The organism is Klebsiella sp. WP3-W18-ESBL-02 (assembly GCF_014168815.1).
GTDB classification, from domain to species: domain Bacteria; phylum Pseudomonadota; class Gammaproteobacteria; order Enterobacterales; family Enterobacteriaceae; genus Kluyvera; species Kluyvera ascorbata_B.
The window spans coordinates 957067-978722 of sequence record NZ_AP021972.1; the positions used below are offsets into that span (position 1 = coordinate 957067).

21 protein-coding genes and 1 riboswitch are annotated in these 21656 nt (G+C 55.1%); of the genes, 16 read left to right on the forward strand and 5 right to left on the reverse strand.

Going from position 1 to position 21656, the window contains the following annotated elements; all coding sequences use genetic code 11:
* Nucleotides 1–118 precede the first annotated feature (118 nt).
* From puuC to puuE, 3 genes are read left to right on the forward strand one after another with little or no spacing between them, the layout of a single operon-like run.
* A complete protein-coding gene (puuC, locus tag H7R56_RS04665) occupies nucleotides 119–1606 on the forward strand; it encodes an aldehyde dehydrogenase PuuC (protein ID WP_106925833.1) in 1488 nt (495 codons plus the stop codon).
* Nucleotides 1607–1608: 2 nt separating this feature from the next.
* Nucleotides 1609–2889 carry a gamma-glutamylputrescine oxidase gene (gene puuB / locus H7R56_RS04670; RefSeq protein ID WP_106925835.1) on the forward strand — a complete coding sequence of 427 codons (1281 nt, stop codon included), beginning with the start codon at nucleotides 1609–1611 and terminating at the stop codon, nucleotides 2887–2889.
* Between the two features lie 40 nt (nucleotides 2890–2929).
* Nucleotides 2930–4195, forward strand: coding sequence for a 4-aminobutyrate transaminase (gene puuE, locus H7R56_RS04675; RefSeq protein WP_106925837.1), 1266 nt, complete (start codon nucleotides 2930–2932; stop codon nucleotides 4193–4195).
* A gap of 251 nt (nucleotides 4196–4446) precedes the next feature.
* Here puuE and H7R56_RS04680 read toward each other — a convergent pair whose 3' ends face one another.
* Nucleotides 4447–5019, reverse strand: coding sequence for a hypothetical protein (locus tag H7R56_RS04680; RefSeq protein WP_106925839.1), 573 nt, complete (start codon nucleotides 5017–5019; stop codon nucleotides 4447–4449).
* 210 nt (nucleotides 5020–5229) lie between these two features.
* Entirely contained in the window at nucleotides 5230–5982 is a 753-nt protein-coding gene (locus H7R56_RS04685; RefSeq protein WP_106925841.1) for a DeoR/GlpR family DNA-binding transcription regulator, read from the reverse strand.
* A 713-nt stretch (nucleotides 5983–6695) separates the two neighbouring features.
* Between H7R56_RS04685 and H7R56_RS04690 the strand changes: the two genes are divergently transcribed.
* From H7R56_RS04690 to H7R56_RS04705, 4 genes are all read left to right on the forward strand, one after another.
* Nucleotides 6696–7391: a porin gene (locus H7R56_RS04690; RefSeq protein WP_106925845.1), complete on the forward strand. Its 696-nt coding sequence runs from the start codon at nucleotides 6696–6698 to the stop codon at nucleotides 7389–7391.
* A gap of 168 nt (nucleotides 7392–7559) precedes the next feature.
* The gene (locus H7R56_RS04695) at nucleotides 7560–8093 is read left to right on the forward strand and encodes a hypothetical protein (protein WP_146145707.1); all 534 of its coding nucleotides are present in this window, start codon (nucleotides 7560–7562) and stop codon (nucleotides 8091–8093) included.
* 67 nt (nucleotides 8094–8160) lie between these two features.
* Nucleotides 8161–8394 carry a 4Fe-4S mono-cluster protein YjdI gene (gene yjdI / locus H7R56_RS04700; protein ID WP_106925849.1) on the forward strand — a complete coding sequence of 78 codons (234 nt, stop codon included), beginning with the start codon at nucleotides 8161–8163 and terminating at the stop codon, nucleotides 8392–8394.
* Between the two features lie 11 nt (nucleotides 8395–8405).
* Complete coding sequence (locus H7R56_RS04705) at nucleotides 8406–8678, forward strand: GNAT family N-acetyltransferase (RefSeq protein ID WP_106925851.1); 273 nt, start codon at nucleotides 8406–8408, stop codon at nucleotides 8676–8678.
* 37 nt (nucleotides 8679–8715) lie between these two features.
* Here the strand turns inward: H7R56_RS04705 and H7R56_RS04710 are convergent, their stop codons facing one another.
* Nucleotides 8716–9327: a LysE family translocator gene (locus H7R56_RS04710; protein ID WP_106925853.1), complete on the reverse strand. Its 612-nt coding sequence runs from the start codon at nucleotides 9325–9327 to the stop codon at nucleotides 8716–8718.
* 139 nt (nucleotides 9328–9466) lie between these two features.
* Here H7R56_RS04710 and H7R56_RS04715 point away from each other — a divergent pair, with 139 nt between their 5' ends.
* The 7 genes from H7R56_RS04715 (at nucleotide 9467) to mqo (ending at nucleotide 17398) form a co-directional block, all read left to right on the forward strand.
* Complete coding sequence (locus H7R56_RS04715) at nucleotides 9467–9931, forward strand: Lrp/AsnC family transcriptional regulator (protein WP_106925855.1); 465 nt, start codon at nucleotides 9467–9469, stop codon at nucleotides 9929–9931.
* Nucleotides 9932–9976: 45 nt separating this feature from the next.
* A riboswitch (Fluoride riboswitch) is annotated at nucleotides 9977–10038 on the forward strand.
* A 70-nt stretch (nucleotides 10039–10108) separates the two neighbouring features.
* Nucleotides 10109–11428, forward strand: coding sequence for a voltage-gated chloride channel family protein (locus H7R56_RS04720; RefSeq protein ID WP_106925857.1), 1320 nt, complete (start codon nucleotides 10109–10111; stop codon nucleotides 11426–11428).
* A gap of 142 nt (nucleotides 11429–11570) precedes the next feature.
* Nucleotides 11571–12917, forward strand: coding sequence for an LLM class flavin-dependent oxidoreductase (locus H7R56_RS04725; RefSeq protein WP_182928536.1), 1347 nt, complete (start codon nucleotides 11571–11573; stop codon nucleotides 12915–12917).
* A gap of 9 nt (nucleotides 12918–12926) precedes the next feature.
* Nucleotides 12927–13757, forward strand: a complete 831-nt coding sequence (locus H7R56_RS04730) for an ABC transporter permease (RefSeq protein WP_182928537.1) — start codon at nucleotides 12927–12929, stop codon at nucleotides 13755–13757.
* Between the two features lie 51 nt (nucleotides 13758–13808).
* A complete protein-coding gene (locus H7R56_RS04735; RefSeq protein WP_106925863.1) occupies nucleotides 13809–14780 on the forward strand; it encodes an ABC transporter substrate-binding protein in 972 nt (323 codons plus the stop codon).
* Nucleotides 14777–15550 carry an ABC transporter ATP-binding protein gene (locus H7R56_RS04740; RefSeq protein WP_181357980.1) on the forward strand — a complete coding sequence of 258 codons (774 nt, stop codon included), beginning with the start codon at nucleotides 14777–14779 and terminating at the stop codon, nucleotides 15548–15550. Before H7R56_RS04735 ends, H7R56_RS04740 begins: the two co-directional genes overlap by 4 nt.
* Before the next feature lie 192 nt (nucleotides 15551–15742).
* Nucleotides 15743–17398, forward strand: a complete 1656-nt coding sequence (mqo, locus tag H7R56_RS04745) for a malate dehydrogenase (quinone) (RefSeq protein WP_106925865.1) — start codon at nucleotides 15743–15745, stop codon at nucleotides 17396–17398.
* Nucleotides 17399–17473: 75 nt separating this feature from the next.
* On the opposite strand, the gene H7R56_RS04750 is transcribed toward mqo, so the two are convergent.
* Nucleotides 17474–18703 (reverse strand): amino acid permease, encoded by a 1230-nt coding sequence (locus tag H7R56_RS04750; protein WP_106925867.1) that lies wholly within the window; start codon nucleotides 18701–18703, stop codon nucleotides 17474–17476.
* A 111-nt stretch (nucleotides 18704–18814) separates the two neighbouring features.
* Nucleotides 18815–19276 carry a multidrug/biocide efflux PACE transporter gene (locus H7R56_RS04755; RefSeq protein ID WP_106925869.1) on the reverse strand — a complete coding sequence of 154 codons (462 nt, stop codon included), beginning with the start codon at nucleotides 19274–19276 and terminating at the stop codon, nucleotides 18815–18817.
* A gap of 94 nt (nucleotides 19277–19370) precedes the next feature.
* Between H7R56_RS04755 and H7R56_RS04760 the strand changes: the two genes are divergently transcribed.
* Both H7R56_RS04760 and H7R56_RS04765 read left to right on the forward strand, forming a co-directional pair.
* The gene (locus tag H7R56_RS04760; RefSeq protein WP_106925871.1) at nucleotides 19371–20240 is read left to right on the forward strand and encodes a LysR family transcriptional regulator; all 870 of its coding nucleotides are present in this window, start codon (nucleotides 19371–19373) and stop codon (nucleotides 20238–20240) included.
* A gap of 111 nt (nucleotides 20241–20351) precedes the next feature.
* A complete protein-coding gene (locus H7R56_RS04765; protein WP_106925873.1) occupies nucleotides 20352–21539 on the forward strand; it encodes an acetyl-CoA C-acetyltransferase in 1188 nt (395 codons plus the stop codon).
* Nucleotides 21540–21656: the final 117 nt, after the last annotated feature.

Below are 21656 nucleotides of genomic sequence, written 5' to 3' on the forward strand. Positions count from 1 at the left end.
TAATTAAAAAGAACGTCATAAGCGCAAATACGGGTTATTGACCCGGGGCGCTTTGCGGCCTGCTGTTGCCCGGCGTTCACCCATCAAGCGTATTTGAATACGAAAATCAGGAGTCAAAATGAATTTCCATCATCTGGCTTACTGGCAGGATAAAGCGTTAAGTCTCGCCATTGAAAACCGGTTATTTATTAACGGCGAATATTGTGCTGCCGCCGACAATACGACCTTTGAAACCCTTGACCCGCTTACCCAGGCTCCGCTGGCAAACATTGCCCGTGGTCAACACGCCGACGTGGATCGCGCGGTACAAGGCGCTCGCGATGCATTTGAACGCGGCGACTGGTCGCAGGCGGCGCCGGCGAAACGTAAGGCGGTGCTGAACAAACTCGCCGACTTAATAGAAGCCCATGCGGAAGAGCTGGCGCTGCTGGAAACGCTGGATACCGGAAAGCCGATTCGTCATAGCCTGCGCGATGATATTCCTGGCGCGGCGCGCGCGATTCGCTGGTACGCCGAGGCGCTGGATAAAGTGTATGGCGAAGTCGCCACCACGAGCAGTAATGAGCTGGCGATGATTGTGCGCGAGCCGGTTGGCGTGATTGCTGCCATTGTCCCGTGGAACTTCCCGCTGCTGCTGACCTGCTGGAAATTAGGCCCCGCGCTGGCAGCGGGCAACAGCGTCATCCTGAAACCGTCGGAAAAATCCCCGCTGACGGCACTGCGCCTGGCCGGGCTGGCAAAAGAGGCGGGCATTCCTGACGGCGTGCTGAACGTGGTAAGCGGCTTCGGGCATGAAGCCGGGCAGGCGCTGTCCTTGCATGCGGATATCGATGCGATCGCCTTTACCGGCTCCACCCGCACCGGCAAACAACTGCTGAAAGATGCCGGCGACAGCAATATGAAACGCGTCTGGCTGGAAGCGGGCGGTAAAAGCGCCAATATCGTCTTCGCCGATTGCCCTGATTTACAGCAGGCCGTCAACGCCACGGCGGGCGGTATTTTCTACAACCAGGGGCAGGTGTGCATTGCCGGTACGCGCTTGCTGCTTGAAGACAGCATTGCCGATGCGTTTTTAGACCTTTTACAAGCGCAGGCGCGCAACTGGCAGCCTGGCCATCCTCTCGACCCGGCCACCACCATGGGGACACTGATCGATTGCGCCCATGCTGACACCGTGCACACCTTTATTCGTGAAGGCGAGCGCAAGGGGCAGCTGCTGGTGGACGGTCGTCAGACGCCGTGGCCTGCGGCAATCGGCCCGACCATTTTCGTTGACGTTGACCCTACAGATTCCCTCAGCCGGGAAGAAATTTTTGGCCCGGTGCTGGTGGTCACTCGCTTTAAAACCGAAGCGCAGGCGCTTGCGCTGGCCAACGATAGCCAATACGGACTGGGCGCGGCGGTATGGACGCGCGACCTGTCCCGCGCTCACCGCATGAGCCGCCGCCTGAAGGCCGGCTCGGTCTTCGTGAACAACTATAACGATGGCGATATGACGGTGCCGTTCGGCGGCTACAAGCAGAGCGGTAATGGTCGCGATAAATCGCTGCACGCCATTGAAAAATTCACTGAACTTAAAACCATTTGGATCAGCCTGGAGGCTTAATCATGACCGAACATACCACCAGTTATTACGCCGCCAGCGCCAATAAATATGCGCCATTCCCGACCCTTGATGAGTCCATTCATTGCGACGTCTGCGTGGTGGGCGGCGGCTATACCGGCCTGTCGTCGGCGCTGCATCTGGCCGAAGCGGGGTACGACGTGGTTGTGCTGGAGGCCGCGCGGATTGGCTTCGGCGCCAGCGGGCGTAACGGCGGGCAGCTGGTTAACTCCTACAGTCGCGATATTGATGTTATCGAAAAAAGCTACGGTATGGACACGGCGAGAATGCTCGGCAGCATGATGTTTGAAGGCGGTGAGATTATCCGTGAACGCATTCAGCGTTATCAGATCGACTGCGACTACCGTCCGGGCGGGCTGTTTGTGGCGATGAATCACAAGCAGCTGGCGACGCTGGAAGAGCAAAAAGAGAACTGGGAGCGCTACGGTAATACGCAGCTGGAGCTGCTGGATGAAAAGGCGATCCGCCGTGAGGTGGATAGCGAGCGCTACACCGGCGCGCTGCTGGATCACAGCGGCGGGCATATTCATCCGCTGAATCTTGCCATCGGGGAAGCCGACGCTATTCGTCTGAACGGCGGCCGCGTTTATGAACTGTCGGCAGTCACCGGCATCCAGCACACCTCGCCGGCGGTGGTCACGACCGCCAAAGGACAGGTGACGGCGAAGTTCGTGATCGTCGCGGGTAACGCGTATCTGGGTGACAAAGTGGAACCTGAGCTAGCCAAACGCAGCATGCCGTGTGGCACCCAGGTGATTACCACCGAGCCGCTGTCCGATGAGCTGGCGCGTTCGTTGCTGCCGAATAACTATTGCGTCGAAGACTGTAACTATCTGCTTGATTACTACCGCCTGACCGCCGACAACCGTCTGCTTTACGGCGGCGGGGTGGTTTACGGGGCGCGCGATCCTGATGACGTTGAGCGACTGGTGGTCCCGAAACTGTTGAAAACCTTCCCGCAGTTGAAAGGGGTCAAAATCGACTATCGCTGGACCGGTAACTTCCTGCTGACGCTTTCGCGCATGCCGCAGTTCGGTCGACTGGATAAAAATATTTATTACATGCAGGGCTACAGCGGCCATGGTGTGACCTGTACCCACCTGGCCGGACGGCTGATTTCGGAACTGCTGCGCGGGGACGCGGAGCGTTTTGATGCGTTCGCCAATCTGCCGCACTACCCGTTCCCGGGCGGGCGGACGCTGCGCGTACCGTTTACCGCGATGGGCGCGGCCTATTACAGCCTGCGCGATCGTCTGGGCGTGTGATTAATTCGATTAACGATGAATAACCAAAAGGTCTGAAAACATGAGCAATAACGAACTTCATCAACGTCGTCTTTCTGCCACGCCGCGCGGCGTTGGCGTGATGTGCAACTTCTTCGCGCAGTCGGCGGAAAACGCGACGCTCACCGACGTCGAAGGTAAAGAGTACATCGATTTCGCCGCCGGTATCGCGGTGTTGAACACCGGACATCGCCATCCGGATCTGGTCGCGGCGGTTGAAAAGCAGCTCCAGCAGTTTACCCATACGGCCTACCAGATCGTGCCTTATGAAAGCTATGTCAGCCTGGCCGAAAAGCTCAATACGCTGGCACCGGTGAGCGGCCCGGCAAAAACGGCCTTTTTCACCACCGGCGCCGAAGCGGTAGAGAACGCGGTAAAAATCGCCCGCGCCTATACGGGCCGTCCCGGCGTGATTGCGTTTAGCGGCGGTTTCCACGGACGCACCTATATGACCATGGCGCTGACCGGTAAAGTGGCCCCTTACAAGCTGGGCTTTGGCCCGTTCCCGGGGTCGGTCTATCATGCACCGTATCCTTCTGAACTGCAGGGCATCACCGTTGAAGATTCGCTGAAAGCCATCGAACGTCTGTTTAAAGCGGATATCGACGCTAAACAAGTCGCGGCGATTATTTTTGAGCCGGTACAGGGGGAAGGTGGCTTTAACGTCGCGCCGAAAGAGCTGGTCAGCGCGATTCGTCGTCTGTGCGATGAGCACGGGATCGTGATGATCGCCGATGAAGTGCAGAGTGGTTTTGCCCGTACCGGGAAACTGTTTGCCATGGATCATTATGCCGATAAACCTGATTTGATGACCATGGCCAAGAGCCTGGCGGGCGGTATGCCGCTGTCCGGCGTAGTGGGCAATGCGAAAATCATGGATGCGCCAGCGCCGGGCGGGTTGGGCGGCACTTACGCAGGTAACCCGCTGGCGGTCGCTGCCGCACACGCGGTGCTGGATATCATTGAGAAAGAGTCGCTCTGCGATCGCGCGCGTCGGCTGGGTGAACGGCTGACCCAGGCGCTGGTTACGGCAAAAGAAAGTAACCCGAGCATTGCCGCGGTGCGTGGCCTGGGGTCGATGGTGGCGGCAGAGTTTGTCGACCCTAAAAGCGGCGAGCCTTCCGCCGCGCTGGCGCAAAAAGTCCAGCAGCGTGCGCTGGAAAAAGGCTTACTGCTGCTGACCTGCGGGACTTATGGCAACGTCATTCGTTTCCTTTATCCGCTGACCATTACGGAAAAACAATTTACCGCCGCGCTGGCTATTTTGCAGGGCACGTTGGCTGAGTAATGTTCGTGTTTTGATAGGGATGTTTGTCCGTCGACAGCGGCCCGGCACTTTAAGCCGGGCCGCTGTTTTTCGAAAGGTATTTACCTGCCTTCAGGGATGGCGCTTTTCGACACGAAAAGCGCATCAGCGCGATGACGTCACCGGCAGCAATGGCGGTGTCGTCTCGGTGTTTGTGGGGAAAAATACCCTCGTGGCTAGCGCCGGGAATATCGCCATGGCCGATGGTGGCGCTAATGTTGTGAATGTCCTGGTTAGCTAAAGTGAAAATAGGCGAGAACAGCGGCAGTAACCACTATCGCCAAACGAAACAGCCCTTCACGATGCCGGGTTAGCCATTTCCGCTCATAGCGCAGCGGCGTGTAGAAAGGGGTGACCCATTTTAGAAACTCGGCATTGAGGTTATCTAACGTCTCTTTGGGCTCGTTTAGCTGACGACCAACAATGTATTGGCGTCGGAGTAAATCGACCCGGCAGTGAGCAATGAGTTCTTGTTCAGTTGTCAGCTCCGATTGATCAATAAATTCGAAGGCATCAAGCACCACCTGGTGTCTTGCTTGCAAATCTTTGTGGGTCACAAATGCATCACAGGTGATCAGGTCACCTTGAGAGGTGAACGTCTGAAGGTCGATGCCATGTTGCGCCTGTAAATTGTCGATGAGCTGTTGCCTGATGACCCGATTAAACGGCCTGATATAACCCCACGTTGGATCACTATCTTGACCAAATGACTCATAACGGTAGAACTCGCCCTCCATAGACTTTCCTGATTGTTCGAAGCGAACATAACCATCCGGCTTAGTCAGGTAATAATGGGATACGGACATAAGCTTCCTTAAAACAATCAATGCGTAAGTTCTTATGCATTCATTGAACTATGCGAGAGGTTATTTATCAATGGCCTCATGGCTAGCATATATAGGGATAGTTTTGTCACCGGCCTGCCAGAGTGGCAAAGGTGGCGTCGATCATAACGCCGCTCGCCAGCGCAGAGGCCATTCTAAGGATAAGCCTGGAGAGGACGTGGTTAGCCCTGGTTAGTTAATAAGCGCGACGTTGCTGCGAACCAGCGCCTCGGACAGCGATGCGTCCAGCTCCCCGTCGACGATAAGCGTGCTGGCCAGACTAAGTTCGCCAATGGCGAAGGCGGAGGCGGCGTTGATTTTTTCGTGGGAGGCCATCACGACCGTCTCTGAAGCCCTCTCACTAAGCAGTCGTTTTACGCTCGCTTCTTCGAAACTGCCGGTGGTAAAGCCCGCGCGGTGGTGCACGCCCGTCACGCCCATAAAGAACAGATCGGCGTTGATTCTACTGGCGGCTTCAGCCATTGCCGCTCCGGTGGTAACCACCGAGTGTTTAAACAGCGTACCACCGAGCAGAATGACCTCTACTTCCGGGTAGTCAACCAATCCAACGGCGATATGTGGGCTATGGGTCACAACGGTGAGAGGCAGCGCCTTTGGCAGCAGTGCGATCATCTCTGAGGTGGTGGTGCCACCGTCGATAATGACGACTTGCCCTGGGTTGATTAACGCGACGGCCTTCCGGGCAATGGTTTTCTTCGCGTTTATTTGCACATTTTTTCTTGTTTCGAACGGCGCGATCGCGGCGGAAACCGGCAGTGCGCCGCCGTGGACGCGCTGGAGTAACCCGGCGGCGGCAAGTTCACGTAAATCCCGGCGAATGGAATCTTCAGAAACATTAAAGTGCTGGCTAAGCCCGGTCGACTGCACCTGTTTATCTCGTGCCAGTATGGCCAGGATCTGCTGTTTTCGTTGGCTGGCTAACATGTCTTTTGCCTGTTTAACCTTGAATTTGCACGATTATGCATAATGGTGCGCCTGCTGTCATCTCTCACCCACGGCATTCACATTGTGAGTCAGCTGGCACGCAAGAAAGCGCGTCGCGTTCGCTCTCGCGACAGAGAGAACGAACGGGAGAGGGGTTTAAGCGCAGCGATAACCAGCCTGGTCTGAAAGAGCGGGAAGCTGATTATCTGATGATGACATTCTCCAGCATGCAGGCCTCGGCGTGAGATGATAAGGAATAACCGAATAAACATGGCAGAGATGGAAAAAGTGAGAATGAGAGAAGCTGAGAAATGTGATCCAGAAAAGTTCAATCGATGCCGTTAGATATCGCCTGAAAGTGTGTCAAATGCTGCAATGTTATTTGGTTAATTCTTAATATTTATATTGTTGGGAAGGTGAATTATTGATAATAAAAAAATAACGCATGAAATTATTGTAATTTAAGCCATTGAAAATAAATGAATAAATATCTTATCTAAAGTTATGTAAGCTCAATGTAAATTAATCTTTGGTGTGATCTGTGGCGGTGTTTTTTGTTCGTCAATCCCTATTTTCTTGACACCTGTCACGTCCTTTCATTTCGTGCGGTTATGAAATAAATCTTTACGATCTCGATCACTAAAATATCTTTCGCAAAAAAATAAAATGCAATTCCATAAAAATGAAACACAATTCCAATTGAGGGTTATTGCATGTTTAAAAAATCTCTGGTCCTGATGGCATTATGTGGTGCATCCTTCGCAGCCTCTGCGGTAACGGTCGATTTGCGTCATGAGTTTATTGATGGTGGCAAAACAGATAAAACTAACGCCGACCGTGTTTCGGTTTCTCATCGTTTCGCAAATGGCTTTGGTTTCTCGGTAGAAGCAAAATGGAAATCGGGTGGTGATAATACTAATCAGCCGTTTGCCGACTTTGTCGGTAATGGTCATGAAGAGTCTATTAGCTATCAATACAAATTTAATAAAAACTTCTCTATTCAGCCGGGCTTTAATATTGAAAGTAACGACAGCCGTTCTATTTATAAGCCAAACCTGCGAGTGCAATACAGCTTTGACAACGGCTTCTATGTAGCGGCACGCTACCGTTATGACTATACCCGCTACCCGTCAAATGCGAATAAAGACGACGATAAGGTAAACCGTGGTGACGCATGGGCTGGCTATGTGTTTGGCGACTGGCGTACCGAGCTGAACTACGTATATGCACGTAGCTCTGAAGGCAATGCGCGTAACAACAACAAGCCGTACTCCCAGGAATACAACGTGAAAGTGGCGTACAAAATTGACAAAAACTGGGCGCCATACGGTGAAGTGGGCAACGTGGGCGTTAACGACCGTAGCGACCGCCAGACCCGCTTCCGCGTAGGCGTCGCTTACTCCTTCTAACGCTTACCAGCATCAGTGAAACCCCCGGCGAAGCATGCCGGGGTTCTCTTTTTCCTCGCCGCAAAACGTCCACCGCGTATCGCGTGAACAAATTAATTAATGTTACTACGCCGTTGTGTCGCTCTTACCCCACGTCTTTCGTATTCACATCATCGAAGAGGTTTGTGTATGGACAACGCTATTGCCGTAGTATTACTGCTCATCGTGAGTTTTTTAGTTTTAGGAGGTGGATGGTTTCTTATCATGCGCACCGAACTGAAAATTGAAAAAAAGATGCGAGATGAGTTCGAACTAAAAAGAGAAGAGGAAAAGCAGCAGAAGATGCTGCAAAAATATGAGGAGCTGCTGGCAATGGAAATCGAATGGCATACTCAGCGGCTGGCAAGCATTCATTTTTTTCTCGCCAAAATAAAGAAAAAACAGGATGCAGAATACCGTAGTACCCACCCCAGCATTAACGGTGATAACACCCAGCTGCATTCCAGAATCAAGGCACTGATCTTTATCTACTTCCCTCATTTACAGGATGATTACGCCAAGCTCTGCAAACTGGCAGACTGCACGGTCTATTTTGACTATGTCTACGGACGATCTAACGACAGCGCGCGGGTGATCCGCGAGCTCTCGGACAAAATGCAGAAGTTTGCCGCCCTGTCGACCGAGTTCCAGAACCGCATCCGCAATGAAGTGACGGTGAAATGAGTGGCGATCCCCATTGCCTCAGGTCTATGCTTAGCCTCGAACCATATAAATAAATAGAGGCAATGTCATGGATAAGGAACTACTGGATGCGGAGTATCGCGTCTATACCGGGGAAAAAATCGATGTCTATTTCAATACTGGCATTTGTCAGCATTCCGGTAACTGTGTCAGGGGCAGCAGCAAACTGTTTAACCTGAAGCGTAAACCGTGGATTATCCCGGACGAAGTGGATGTGGCTACGGTGGTGCGGGTGATTGATACCTGCCCAAGCGGGGCGCTGAAATACCGTCATCATGACTAAACGAGGGTGCGATGGAAATACTGGAAGGGCATAACAAGTTTTATGTGAACGATGCGCAAGGTAATCAGGTCGCCGAAATCGTCTTTGTACCAACGGGCGAGCATCTGAGCATTATTGAGCATACCGACGTTGATCCTAGCCTTAAAGGGCAGGGCGTTGGCAAACAGCTGGTGGCAAAAGTGGTGGCGAAAATGCGCCAGGAGCAGCGTAAAGTGATTCCGCTGTGCCCGTTTGCGAAACATGAATTTGATAACACTCGCGAATACGACGATATTCGCGCCTGAACCCCTGCGCCAGCCCGGCTGGCGCAGCTCTCACCCATTAGCGCAGCTGCTCAACGAGCAGAATTGCCGCGATAATCACCATCAATCCCCCGGAGAGCCGGCTGACGACCCGCGCCGCCTGCGGGCGGCTGGCCAACAGCGCGCGCGAACCGTAGCCCACCAGTAAATAGATGAGTGTACAGGTGATCAGGTGCATCAGCCCCAGCGCCGACATCTGCAGCGCCACCGGCCATTGGCCGTGAGGGTCGGTAAACTGCGGCAGCAGCGCAAGGAACAGCAGAAAAACCTTTGGATTCAGGCCGCTGATACACAGTCCCTTCAGCGCCCACTGATTCCAGCCGCCGCTTAGCTGGCGGGCGGTGGATATCGTTGCCGGGCGACGCAGTAGCGCGATGCCGAGCCACAGCAGATAGGCTGCCCCCAGCAGGGTTATTGCCGTTAGCGCCATCGGGTGCCCGGCAATCAGTACACCCACGCCGGCTACCACCACGAGGGTCGCCAGCAGATGCCCTGAGATAAGCCCCGCGACGGCCGGTACGATGCGCTGTCCGTGAATACCCGCGCTGATGGTGTAGGCCCAGTCGGCCCCCGGCGTCACGATCAGCAGAAACGACACCAGCCAGAAGCCGGCGACAAAGCTCATTGCCATGGTGGACATCCTTTATGATTTGTCATTGCGTTATTCTTCGAATCACTTGAGTCGTGGTCGAGAAAGAATAACGGTATTGCCGCGCAATGAGCTTTCAATGTTATGCTTGAAATGGATGGTAAGAGAGAGAATCTTCTAAATGGACAGTATCGATCGAAAAATTCTTGCTGAGCTCCAGGCCGATGGTCGTTTATCGATTACCGAACTCGCCGAACGGGTGAATCTGAGCCTGTCGCCGTGCCATCGGCGCCTGCGTGCGCTGGAGCAGGAAGGGGTGATTACCGGCTATCGCGCCAATCTCGATCCGGGCAAGATGGGCTTTAATTTTGTCGCGCTGGTGTTTGCCACGCTGAGAGAGGGCGATCGTAACGCGGTGAGCGCCTTTGAAGAAGCGGTCGAAGATATCCCACAGATTGTGCTGGCGCAGCGTTTATTTGGCGACCCGGACTATTTAATGCAGGTCGTGACGCGCGACCTCTCTTCGTTCCAGCAGCTCTACGATCAAAAGCTCTCGGCGATGCCGGGAGTACAGCACCTGCGTTCGACGCTGGTGATGAAAACCGTGGTGCAGGACCGGCCGTTTCCGCTGGAAACGCTGAAATAGTTTCGTGCGCAAAGTGCTTGGCTGAAACGATTCGTGTGCTAATATAGCGCGACAGGGGATGGCATTCCCCCTTGAACCGCCGTGTGGCTGATGATGCCTGTTTTTATTCCTGGACCGGGAATGAACAGGCACACCTCTACCGCGTCCAGGATGATCAATTCATCTAAGGATGCGTCAATGATCTCTGAACGTTTCGCACGTAAAAATACGCTTTTCTTTCTTGTGCAGTGGCTGCTTGTGGCTACGGTGATTGCCGTGCTTGTCGGTTCGGCTTCCGCACTGTTTCTCTTTTCGCTTGATTGGGCCACCGCCACACGCATCGGCCATCGTTGGTTGATCGGACTGTTGCCGTTCGCCGGGTTTGCCGTCGGTTGGCTGTACCTGCGCTTTGGCCGTTCGGTAGAGGCGGGAAACAATCTGATCCTCGAAGAAGTGCATAATCCGGCGAATACGATCCCGCTGCGAATGGCGCCGCTGGTGTTTATCGGCACCGTGGTTTCGCATCTGTTTGGTGCTTCGGTCGGCCGCGAAGGCACCGCCGTGCAAATGGGCGCCTCTATCGCCGACCGTTTTACGCCGTTGTTGAATCTTGATAACGATGCGCGGCGAATGGTGCTGATGGCCGGGGTGAGCGCCGGTTTTTCTTCCGTCTTTGGTACGCCGCTGGCCGGGGCGATATTTGGGATGGAGGTGATGGCGATTGGCCGGATGCACTACACCGCCATCTTCCCCTGCCTGCTGGCGGCGGTGATTGCCGACCAGGTTGGCCTGATGTGGGGCGTGCACCATACGCACTATGCAATGTCGCTGATCCCGCCGATGTCGCTCTGGACGCTGGGTGCGGTGATTATCGCCGGCGGCTGTTTTGGCCTGGCGGCGCGCGCGTTCGCGGATGCCACGCACCTGATTGGCGGCATCATGAAGAAATACGTGGCCTATGCGCCGCTGCGCCCGTTTATTGGCGGGATAATGGTAGCGCTGGCGGTTTACCTGCTGCACGCGGATCGTTATATCGGCCTTGGCATACCGACCATCGTTGATGCCTTCCAGCACCCGCTGGCACCGTGGGATTTTCTCGGCAAGCTGGTCTTTACCGTCGTGTCGCTGGGTAGCGGCTTTAAAGGCGGCGAGGTGACGCCGCTATTTTATGTCGGCGCGACGCTGGGTAATGCGCTGGCGCCGCTGTTGCATCTGCCGTTTGCCTTCCTGGCAGGGCTGGGCTTTGTCGCGGTCTTTGCCGGTGCCGCCAACACGCCGCTGGCTTCTACCCTGATGGCTATTGAGCTGTTCGGCGCCGACGTTGGCGTGTACGCGGCGATGGCCTGCGTGATGGCTTATCTGGTCTCTGGCTATACCGGTATTTATCGGGCTCAGCGGGTTGCCTGCCTGAAGCATCAGGTGGTACCGGAAGGGATTGCGCTGTCGGAACTGCCTGCCTGGCAGCGTAAAAATGCTCGCGAACATGCCCGGACCGAAGAAGCAAAAGCGGATAGCTAATAACGTATTGTTGTAACAGCATGGATTTCTTATTGCAAAAATGTAAATAACGAACTCAATATTTGTTATTTCAAAATGGCGGCTCATTCTGGCTATCTTGATTTCAGCCCACTCCCCGGCAATGAATCAGGAGAAAACCAGAATGAGCAGACAAATCAAATTAGGCGCTTTTCTTCCCGGCGGCGGTCAACACATTGCGGCGTGGCGGCATCCGGATCAGCCTGCCGACGGCGCAACCAGTTTCGAATTTCATAAGCAGCTGGCGCAGACCGCCGAGCGCGGCTTGTTTGATGCCTACTTTCTGGCCGATGGTCTGGCGATCCCGGCCTCTGGCGTAACCGACGGCGGCACGGCGAAGGTAGCCGGTTTTGAGCCGCTCACGCTGTTCTCCGCGCTGGCGCCGCTGACCAAAAATATCGGCTTTATCGCCACCGCATCCACCACCTATGAAGAACCCTATAATCTGGCGCGAAAGTTCGCCTCGCTGGATTTGATCTCCGGCGGCCGCGCGGGTTGGAACGTGGTGACCACGGCGACGGAAGCGGCAGCGCACAATTTCAACCTCGATACCCAGCATCCGCATGAATACCGCTATCAGCGGGCGAAAGAACACGTTGAGGTGGTGAAAAAACTGTGGGATAGCTTTGAAGATGATGCGTTCCTGCGCGATAAGGCCTCCGGGCAGTTCTTCGATCGTCAAAAGGTGCACGACACCAACCACGTCGGCAAATTCTTTAAAGTACGCGGCCCGCTGAACGTCGCGCGCTCGGCGCAAGGTCAACCGGTTATCGTACAGGCCGGGCAATCGGAGAGCGGTCGGGCGCTGGCGGCAGCCACGGCGGAAGTGATCTTTACCTCCCACCAACATCTCGAGACGGCGCAGGCTTTTTATCGTGACATCAAATCTCGCGCCAGGGCGGTCGGCCGTAATCCGGATCACGTGCTGATCATGCCAGGCGTTGCGCCGTTTATCGGGCGTACCGAGGAAGAAGCCAAAGAAAAATACCACAAGCTGACTTCGCTTATCGTCGAAGCCGATGGCATTGCGCTACTGAACGGTCTGGCCGGTGGCGGGATCGATCTGGGGAAATTCGATCCTGATGGCCCGCTGCCGCCGCTGCCGGTGACGGAAGGCATGAAGTCGCGTCCTGAGCTGATCCGCCAGATCGCCGATGACAACAATTTCACTATCCGCCAGCTGTACCAATGGGTGGCGACCGCGCGCGGGCACTTTACCGTGGTCGGCAGCGCTGAGCAGGTGGCCGATACGCTGCAGGAATGGTTTGAGAACGAAGCGGCCGACGGTTTCAACGTGCTGCCGCCCTGGCTGCCGGGCGGGCTGGATGACTTTATCGAGCTGGTGGTGCCTATTTTGCAAAAGCGCGGGGTGTTCCGCACTCGCTATGAAGGCACAACGCTGCGCGAAAATCTGGGGCTGCCGTTTGCCGAAAACCGCTACAGCGCTGCGCGCAACGCCAAAGTGGCCTGAGGAGGAGCTATGTTTTATTCCGCTACGCGTATTCGTCTGAAGGCCCGCCGCGCCGCCGCGCCGGCCTACGGTCTGTGGTATCAGCGCAGTTTGTCGCTGATTGCCCGTTATGGCCTGCTGGCGCTGTTTTTCGCCGGCTGGCAAATCGCCAGCACCGCGGGCTGGTTGAACGCCGCGGTGATCCCGCCGCTGGATAAAATCTTCGTCGCGCTGTGGAACGGCATAACCGAAGGGGCGCTGCTGGGGGACATCACCATTAGCCTGCAGCGAGCCGGTCTGGCCTTTGCCGCTGCCATTGTGGTGGGCATTCCGCTGGGACTGTTTATGGGGCAAATTCGCCCGCTCGAACAGGCGCTGGACCCCATCTTACAGCTCTTCCGTCAGACTTCTGCGCTGGCGCTGTACCCGATCTTTATCCTGCTGCTGGGGCTGGGGGAAACCTCAAAAGTATTCGTCATCTTCTGGGCGGCGCTGTTCCCGATTCTGCTGTCGACCATTAGCGGCGTGAAAGAGGTGGACGGTAAGCTGCTGGAAATGGCGCGCACTTTCGGCGCAGGCCGTCTGACGCTGTTTTACCGGGTGATTGTCCCGGCTTCCGTTCCTTCTATTTTTGTCGGCCTGCGTCTGCCCGCGACCACTGCGCTGCTGTTGCTGATTGCCGCTGAGATGATTGGCGCTAATCAGGGCATCGGTTTTCGGGTGATGAATGCGCAATATAACTTCCAAATTCCCATGATGTTCGCGGCAATATTTCTGCTGGCTTTTGCCGGGTTATTAGCGAATGCCATTCTGGTCATTTTGCAACGCCGACTGTGTCGCTGGAACTCTCGTAACCATTAATTTTGCACGTTATTTTGCGTTTTTACATCTAGCCTGACGGGAATATAAATAATGAAAAAACAGATCTATTTTGTGTGGGTAGCGGTCCTTTTTCTCGTTGGCATGAGTGCCTCCGTACGGGCGCAGGAAGAGGTCACGATGCGCTATATGGCGAGCTACGGCGGTATTTCCGCGCACGAATTAGCGGAAGCGCTGGGGTATTTTAAAGGCACCGGCGTAGCGATCAAAAATGCCGGCTACGCCAGCGGTGGCCCGGAGTCGTTATTTGCGCTGGCTTCTAACAGCATTGATATTGGCTCGGCGGCGACGCCTGCGGTGATTAACGCCATCGCCAACGGCAACGACTTCGTGGCGGCATACCCGACCAACGGCATCAATGAGACCACCAAATCTATCTTCTACGTGAAGGAAGATAGCCCGATTAAGTCCATCAAAGATTTAGTCGGAAAAAGCGTCGCTGTGAATACCCTGGGTGCGCATCTGGACTACACCCTGCGTGAAGCGTTGCACCAGGCGAACCTGCCGGAAAACGCGGCGAAGCCGGTTGCGGTGCCGGGCCCACAGCTCGAGCAGACCTTGCGTTCCGGGCAGGTGGACGTGGCGGCGTTTGGCTACTGGCAAACCACCTTTGAAGGCGCGGCGCGTAGCCACGGCGGCCTGCGTCCTATTTTCAACGATGCTGATGTGCTCGGCCCGATTGCCGGCGGCTTTACGGTGCTGCGTGCGGATTTCGTGAAGCAGCATCCTGACGCAGCGCGCGTCTTCGTTGTGGAATCTGCGCGTGCGCTGGACTTTGCCCGTGATAACCCGGAAAAAGTGCGCGAAATTATGGCTAACATCCTCAAAGAACGCGGTGAAAACCCGGAAGTGGCGAAGTACTTCACCGGCTACGGCGTGCGTAAGGGCGGGCAGTCTGAGCCGCACGACGTGCAGTTCTGGCTGGATATTCTTGAGCGCGACGGCGTGCTGAAAAAAGGCCAGTTAAAAGCCTCAAACATTTTGCTCAAAACGGAAGGTGTATGATGACGGCGACGTTACAAACCCCGCGCGGCGATATCTCAATTCGCAGCTTGCGTAAGACCTTCTCCCTTGAAGGCAAGCCGTTTGATGTCTTCCGCGACCTCAATTTACAGATTGAAAGCGGCCAGAGTATTGCTATCGTCGGGCCGAGCGGTTGCGGGAAAACCACGCTGCTGCGTATTCTGGCGGGGCTGGAAACACCTGACGCCGGCGATGTGATTATCGACGGTCAGGCGGTGCACGGTATGAGCCGCGAGCGGGCGGTCATATTTCAAGAGCCGCGCCTGTTGCCATGGCTGACGGTGCTGGAAAACGTCAGCTTCAGCCTGGATGTGCAAGGCGTTGCGCGCAAGCAGGCCAGGGCGCGGGCGAAAGAGGCGATTGAACTGGTGGGGCTGAGCCACTGTGAGCAGGCCTTGCCGAACCAGCTTTCCGGCGGCATGGCGCAGCGCGTGGGGATTGCGCGAGCGCTGACGATTCAGCCAGAGATCCTGCTGCTGGATGAACCGCTGGGGGCGCTGGATGCGATGACTAAAATCACCATGCAGGAAGAGCTGGTGCGCATCCGTGACGCGGAAAAAATGACGATGGTGCTGGTGACGCACGATCTCGAAGAGGCGATTTATCTGGCCGATCGGGTGTTGATATTACCAAAAATCAAGGGCGATCCGATTCGTACCATTGAGGTCACGCTGCCGCGTCCGCGCGAACGCAGCAGCAGCGAATTTGTCCGTCTTCGCCAACAGTTAATGGCAGAATTTGGCCTGCATTAATTGATACTCGAATAAAGGAGAATATTAACTTTATTTCCTTGCAAAGAATGCGGCTGCTTTTTTTAATTAAAAAAAGCGGGCAGGGGAATATTGTTAATGTTTTTAATTAAATATGGGTGATATTTTAAAATAATGTAAAAGTGCGCTACTATTGTCGCACTCAATACATTCTGCTATGCGAATATCATCATTATGCCTGCAATTAATAAAAAACTATTCTCGCTGGCCGCGCTTGCGCTGCTGGTGAATTCAACCGCTTACGCCAATACCGATACGCCGGAAAAAACCGATGTTCTGCTGATCGGCGGCGGCATCATGAGCGCCTCACTGGGCACCTGGCTGCAGGAATTACAGCCTGACTGGAAACAGGTCATGGTCGAAAAACTCGACAAGGTGGCCCTGGAATCTTCTAACGGTTGGAATAATGCCGGAACCGGCCACTCGGCCAACATGGAATTAAACTACACGCCGGAGCGCCCGGACGGCACTATCGACGTAAGCAAAGCGCTGGAAATTAACGAACAGTTTATGATTTCCCGCCAGTTCTGGTCGGCACAGGTTAAGCGCGGCGTGCTGAATAATCCGCATGCGTTTATTAACTCGACGCCGCACATGAGTTTCGTGTGGGGCGATAAAAACGTGGAATACCTCGGCAAACGCTACGATGCGCTGCAAAAAACCACGCTGTTCCAGGGCATGAAATTCTCAACCAATCATCAGCAAATTGCCGAATGGGCGCCGCTGGTTATGGCTGGCCGTGACCCACAGCAGAAGGTGGCCGCGACCTGGACGCCGGTGGGGACGGACGTTAACTACGGTGAAATTACTCGCCAGCTGATCGGCAGCCTGCAAAAGAACCCGCACTTCACACTGCAAACCTCCTCTGAAGTGACCGAATTTAAGCGCAACGGCGATAACTCCTGGCATGTGACCATTGAAGATGTGAGTAGCGGTAAACAGCACGCGATTGACGCGAAGTACGTGTTTATTGGCGCTGGTGGCGGCGCGCTGAAGCTGTTGCAGAAAACCGGTATTCCGGAAGCGGATAATTATGCGGGCTTCCCGGTGGGCGGTTCCTTCCTGATGACTGAGAACCCGGATGTCACTCGCCAGCATCTGGAAAAAGTCTACGGGCAAGCGTCCGTGGGTGCGCCGCCGATGTCGGTACCGCATATTGATGCGCGCTTTATCGACGGTAAGCGCGTGGTGCTGTTCGGGCCGTTTGCGACCTTCTCCACCAAGTTCCTGAAGCAGGGATCGTTCTTCGATCTGCTAAGCACCACCACGACCAGCAACGTAATGCCGATGACCCACGTTGGCCTGGATAACTTTGATCTCGTGAAATATCTTATCAGCCAGGTGATGTTAAGCGACGACGATCGTTTTGCGGCACTGAAAGAGTATTACCCTGCAGCACGTAAGGAAGACTGGACGCTGATCCAGGCCGGTCAGCGTGTGCAGATTATTAAGAAAGACGCTGACAAAGGCGGTGTGCTGAAGCTGGGGACCGAAGTTGTGGTTGACCAGCAGCGCACGATTTCTGCACTGCTGGGCGCATCGCCCGGAGCGTCAACGGCTGCGCCGATTACGCTGAACGTGATTAAAAAGCTGTTCCCTGAGCAGTTTAACTCGCCGGAATGGCAGAGCAAAATCCGCAGCATCGTGCCGAGCTTTGGCCAGAATCTGAATGGTAATACCGCGCTCACCCAGCAGGTATGGGATGACACGGCCGCCACCTTGCAACTGACCAAACCGCCGGTTATTCAGATGCCCGCCGCACCGGTCGCGCAGGCTAAACCGGTAGAACAGCCGGCGACCGCCTCGCCGCAGCATGATATGGCGCTGTAAGCCTCGCGGCTGACCTGAATAATAAAAAAGACCTGACGGTTACCCCGGCAGGTCTTTTTTTACGTCATGAGGGTCTTAACCCAAAAACATCACCGACACGCACATCACGCCGACAATCAGCGTAATCAGGCTGCCGATAGAGCGGTAGGGTTTCAGCGCCGGAATCAGGTAGGTCGACAGCGTTGGCATGATAAACAGAATCATGGCAATCAGCGGGCCGCTGATAGCATAAATCATGGATATCGCGTTCGGATTGATGCAGCAGACGATAAACGTCACCGTGGACACCAGCAGGATCGACAGGCCGCGGTTGAACGAGCGGCTTTTGCGTACGCCCACCTGGTTGAGCGACGATTTTACCATCTCGCTTGCGCCTTCAATCACGCCAAAGTAGGTGCCGAGGAACGATTTCGACATCGCCACGACCGCGACAATAATGCCGGAAATCGACAGCCAGCCAGGCGAGTTGGGCATCATCGACAGCGCAGAAAGGATGGTCACGCCTTCCTCTTTCGCTGTATTAATGTATGACGGCGGAATCGACAACAGGCAGCTGAAGACGAAGAACAGCACGCTCAGGCAGATAATCAGATACGCCACCTTCATGATTTTTTTGCATTTACCCATGGCCTGCTCGCCGTATTTCTCTCGCCTGTCGATGGCGAAGGTCGAAATAATCGGCGTATGGCTAAAAGCGAAAACCATCACGGGAATGGAAAGCCACACCTGGTGTAACGTATGGGTGTTGACCTCCATCTGCGTCGTCAGCAGCGAAGGCTGCCAGCTGCCGGTCAGGTATACGGACAGGAACAGGAAGTAGGCGATCAGCGGGAATACCAGCATTCCCATCACCTTGATGGTGGTCTGGCGACCGGTCAGGAAAATCAGGTTCAGCAGCACGACCACGCCCAGGCTGATGAGCGCGCGCAGCGGCAAATCAACCGGCCGATAGCGGGAGAGCTGTTCCGCTAGTGAGTTGGTAATGGCAACCGCATAGATCAACACCACCACGAAGAACGCAATAAAGTAGAGCGCGGTGATCAGGCTGCCGATCTTTTTCCCATAGTAATGGGTGACGGCACCGGTGATACCCACGCTAGCCGGCGTGTTAGCGGAGAGGATGAACTGGCATAAAGCGCGATGCGGCCAGTACGTTAATGGCCAGGCAACCAGCGCGGTGATGAACAGCACAACCGCGCCGGCGGCGCCCAGCTGGATGGGCAGGAAAAGGGTTCCCGCCCCGACGGCAGTGCCATATAAGGCAAAGCTCCATAGAGTCTCTTCTTTAGACCAGATTTTAGACATTATTCGAATGTATCAACCATAAAACCAAAAAAATGGCGGATAATTTACCATAATTAGCTTTTCGTGTGGCTGAACATTTCCAGGCCGACGGCTATCGGCCTGAAAAGAGGATTAATTTTGTGCGTAGAGATTCTGCTGGCGACGCTTCATGATGCGATCGCGCAGGGTGTCGTACGCCCAGTTGTAGAGCATGGTGTAGGGCAGGAAGAACAGGAAGAAACCGATCTCCAGCGTCAGCGCCTGGAGCAGCGTGACGCCGAGCACGAACGAGACAATGCTGACGCCGATAACAATAAACCCACACTCGAAGCCTAAAGCGTGCAGGGCTCGGACTTTTGCCGTGCGCTTCACGCGGGTGACGGGCCACAGGCGATCGAAGACGGCGTTATAAATGATGTTCCACACCATGGCGGTGGTGGCGAGAATAATCGTCAGCCCGCCCATTTCCAGCACCGAACGCTGCATCAGCCATGCGGCGGTGGGCGCAAGGATCGCGGTGGCGATGCCTTCAAAGCAAACGGCATGAAAAATACGCTCCGGGAGTTTTCTGCGATGTAATAAATCTTGCTGCATGTGATGACCTTTGTTTTATGGAATACGGTTGTGCGCATTTTATGGAGAAATGTGATAAGTAAAAGATAGAATCCATCGATAAAGTAGATACTTCATGCGCTATTCCCCCGAAGCACTGACCGCGTTTGTTGAAACCGTTTCCTGCGGCTCGTTTTCGGCCGCTGCCCGTCGACTGCGCAAGAGCCAATCGACGGTCAGTACGGCCATCGCCCACCTGGAGGTGGATCTTGGCGTCACGCTTTTCGATCGCTCCGCGCGTCAGCCGGTACTGACGGTGGAAGGCCAGCGGGTATTAAGCTATGTTCAGGCCATTCTGGCTGCCAGCGAACGGCTCGATGAGTTGGCCGTGTCGCTGAGTGGTGAAACCGAGGCACGGCTGGCGTTTGTGCTCTCCGATACGCTGCATCCTGACGTGCTGGAAGATCTTCTGGCGCAGTTCGACCTGCGGTTTCCGCATACGGAGTTTGAGTGCCTGGTGGGTGAAGACGACGATGTGGTCGATCTGTTGCAAAAAGGCCGCGCGCAGGTGGGGCTGATTGAGGCGCGCGACGACTATCCCACCGACATTGGCCATACTCGCCTGCCGATGCGCACGCATATGGCGATTTACGTTGCGCCGGGGCACCCGCTGGCCGCGCAGTCGAAAGTGGAATGGGAGCAGCTGCGAACCTGGCGCGAGCTCCGGCTGAATACTTATCTGGAAAATCGCGCCACGCCCGCGCGCGGCCCGGTGTGGTCGGCACCAAACTACCTGATGCTGCTGAGCATGGCGGCGCAGGGGTTAGGCTGGTGTGCGCTGCCCTGCGCGCTGGTAGAGGAGTTTTCTCGATCGGCGGAGCTGAAGATGCTGGATATTGCGGGCTGGCCGATGGCGGTTTCTATCGATCTGCTGTGGCATAAAGAAGCCCCGCTGGGCGCTGCCGGAAGCTGGCTGCGGCAGTATCTACAGCAGGCGTCGGCGTAACGCGGATGAGATGAATTTCCTTTGTGATAAAACTCACTTTTTTTAAACAATTGCGAAAATATTTGATAACAATCATCTACTATACGCAGGTTATTTTGCGCTGAGGTCAAGATGAAAGATGTCGTTATCGTAGGTGCAGTCCGTACGCCCATCGGCTGTTTTCAGGGGGCGCTTGCTCGCCATTCTGCCGTCGAACTGGGTAGCCTGGTGATCAACGCGTTGGTGGAACGCAGCGGTATTTCCGCCGCGTCGATCGATGAGGTGATTATTGGTCAGGTTTTGACCGCAGGAACCGGGCAAAATCCGGCGCGACAGTCTGCGATAAAAGGCGGTCTGCCGAATACCGTCTCGGCCATTACCATCAACGACGTCTGCGGTTCTGGGCTGAAGGCGCTGCATCTGGCGACCCAGGCGATTCAGTGCGGTGAAGCAGATGTGGTGATTGCCGGCGGACAGGAGAACATGAGCCGCGCGCCGCACGTGCTGACCGACAGCCGCACCGGCGCGCAGCTTGGCAACAGTCAACTGATTGATAGCCTGGTTCACGACGGCCTGTGGGACGCTTTTAACGACTACCACATGGGGGTCACGGCGGAAAATCTGGCGCGTGAATACGGTATTAGCCGCGAGCAGCAGGATGCATGGGCGCTTAGCTCGCAGCACAAAGCGCGTAAGGCCATTGATTCAGGCCGCTTTCGTGATGAAATTGTGCCGGTGATTAACCCGCTGCCGGACGGCGGCAGGCAGGTTGTCGATACCGATGAACAGCCGCAAACGGATGCCAGCGCCGAAGCGTTGGCGCGTTTAAGCCCTTCCTTCGACCACGCCGGTTCGGTTACAGCGGGGAACGCGTCATCCATTAATGACGGCGCGGCGGCAGTGCTGATGATGAGCGAAAGCAAAGCGCTTGAACTGGGGCTGCCGATTCTGGCGCGCATCCGCGCCTTTGCCAGCGTGGGCGTCGATCCGGCGCTGATGGGGATTGCTCCGGTGTATGCCACGCGCCGTTGTCTGGAGCGCGTCGGGTGGCAGTTGAATGATGTCGACCTGATTGAGGCTAACGAGGCGTTTGCCGCCCAGGCGATTTCGGTGGGTAAAATGCTGGAATGGAACGCGCAGAAGGTCAATGTGAACGGTGGGGCAATTGCGCTCGGGCATCCTATCGGTGCATCTGGCTGCCGTATTCTTGTTTCTCTGGTGCATGAGATGATTAAGCGTGATGCCCGTAAAGGGCTGGCGACGCTGTGTATCGGTGGCGGTCAGGGTGTGGCGCTCGCCGTTGAGCGCGATATTCAGTAAGTTATCTTTAGTTTCCCTCATATTTTTTCTTTTCAGAAAGACCTCATTTGAGGTCTTTTTTGTTTATTCCCGCCGAACTGCCAGACAATAAACGTGTTTTTGTCTAGTTCTCTTCTT